2 protein-coding genes and 1 pseudogene are annotated in these 1523 nt (G+C 37.6%); 2 read left to right on the forward strand and 1 reads right to left on the reverse strand.

Annotated features, from left to right (window positions below):
- Window positions 1-422: pseudogene (locus AACQ81_RS03300) on the forward strand (Hcp family type VI secretion system effector); the annotation flags it as partial.
- Window positions 423-762: 340 nt separating this feature from the next.
- The gene (locus AACQ81_RS03305; RefSeq protein ID WP_237388473.1) at window positions 763-1404 is read left to right on the forward strand and encodes a hypothetical protein; all 642 of its coding nucleotides are present in this window, start codon (window positions 763-765) and stop codon (window positions 1402-1404) included.
- Between the two features lie 7 nt (window positions 1405-1411).
- Here AACQ81_RS03305 and AACQ81_RS03310 read toward each other — a convergent pair.
- On the reverse strand, window positions 1412-1523 hold a 112-nt coding region (locus tag AACQ81_RS03310), incomplete at its 5' end, for an IS1 family transposase (protein WP_237387220.1).

Below are 1523 nucleotides of genomic sequence, written 5' to 3' on the forward strand. Positions count from 1 at the left end.
AACAAGGTTTAATATCAGCGGGATGCTCGACTCTGGAGTCGATAGGTAATCGCTATCAGGCAGGACGGGAAGATGAAATACAGGTATTGAATCTTAGCCATATGATGAGCCGAGATCAGAACGTCAATCATCGCCCAGTCAGCTTTACTAAGCCTATTGATAAATCTTCTCCATTGCTAGCGATGGCGATCGATGGTAATGAATTATTAGATGCTGTTTTTAAGTGTTACCGCACCAGCCAAGCCGGTCAACTGGAGTTTTTTTATGAGATCAAACTGACAGGAGCAACAATCGTTGATTTCTCTTGTCATTACCCCCACTCGATAAATGATAATGACCAGATACCTAATGAAACAGTAATGCTCGATTACAAATCCATTTCATGCACGCATCGTGCTGCGGGGACAACAGGCTACGCAATTTCTCAGTTGCAGGGGCGTGAAGAAGAAAAACCATTACTTTCGGGATTTTATAATTTTCCACTTGGCGATTTATCAAAGCATTTATCCGAACCGCCAGTAGAAACAGAAAAATGGATTGGTTTCAGTATCTCTGATGATATTGATTATTGTGGTATCAAATGCCTTGTGACTCTCGATGATGGTTCTGTTCTTAATGGTGAATTTAATAAACAAAATAAGGTTAAGTTTTCATCAATAACAGGAAATAAATGTGTGAAATTGGAAATAGAAAATTTTGAAAAAGAAAGTTCTTCACAAAGTTTAACAGAAATCTTATTAAGCAAGATCATGGGGTGAAATTATGGAATATGAACTTATTGAAGGAACATTTTCAGGGACACAAGAACATCCTATTGATGATCCGATTTTAGATAAAGCAGTTGCCGCCTTAGAAGGCGCGTCTATTAAATTTTCTCTTGATGTAATCAACGATGCTAACGTCAGACAAAGCTATACTTCAAATATTAAAAGAGTAGTTTCTGAAGTGAAGGATATGGTTAGTGCCAAAAAAATATCAGTAAAAGAAGCCGCTGAGTTTTGTTATGAAATGCGTAATAAAATTATGGCTGAACATAGAAAATTCACGTCAGTGCAGGGATTAGCTTTTGCCGAGAGACATAAAAAAACACCACCATCTTTTGAGCAGCTTATTGATAAATATTCGCAGAAAAAATTTGGAAAAGGATTTGGTAGCCTTACACCAGATCAAAAAAGTGCAATTTACTATGAGATTATAGAAGCATCCTCAAGAGATAACCCTAAATTCACAACAGCAAACAAACGATTAAAGGTTATTGGGAAAGTAGGGGTTATCTTCACGGCAGTATTAGCAACGAATGAAATAATCAATGCTGAAAATAAACCTAAGGAGGCTATCAAGCAAGGTATACAAATTGGAGGAGGGGCTGCCGGTGGAGCACTTGCTGGTGCGTCTGGGTCGTGACTCTAATTTATTGATAGTGATGAATGTTCAGATAATATCCTATAATTCTGTCATGCATTTCGATGGATTTTGAAAAAGACAATGTTTTGCGAGTCAGTCTTGCCAAATGTTGACGAAGA

Origin of the sequence: Xenorhabdus sp. Sc-CR9 (genome assembly GCF_963897815.1) — a bacterium.
GTDB lineage: Bacteria > Pseudomonadota > Gammaproteobacteria > Enterobacterales > Enterobacteriaceae > Xenorhabdus.

Bases quoted from the DNA above. Each gene is read 5' to 3' on its own strand.
- AACQ81_RS03305 (WP_237388473.1), top strand. From the start codon at position 763: ATGGAATATGAACTTATTGAAGGAACATTTTCAGGGACACAAGAACAT.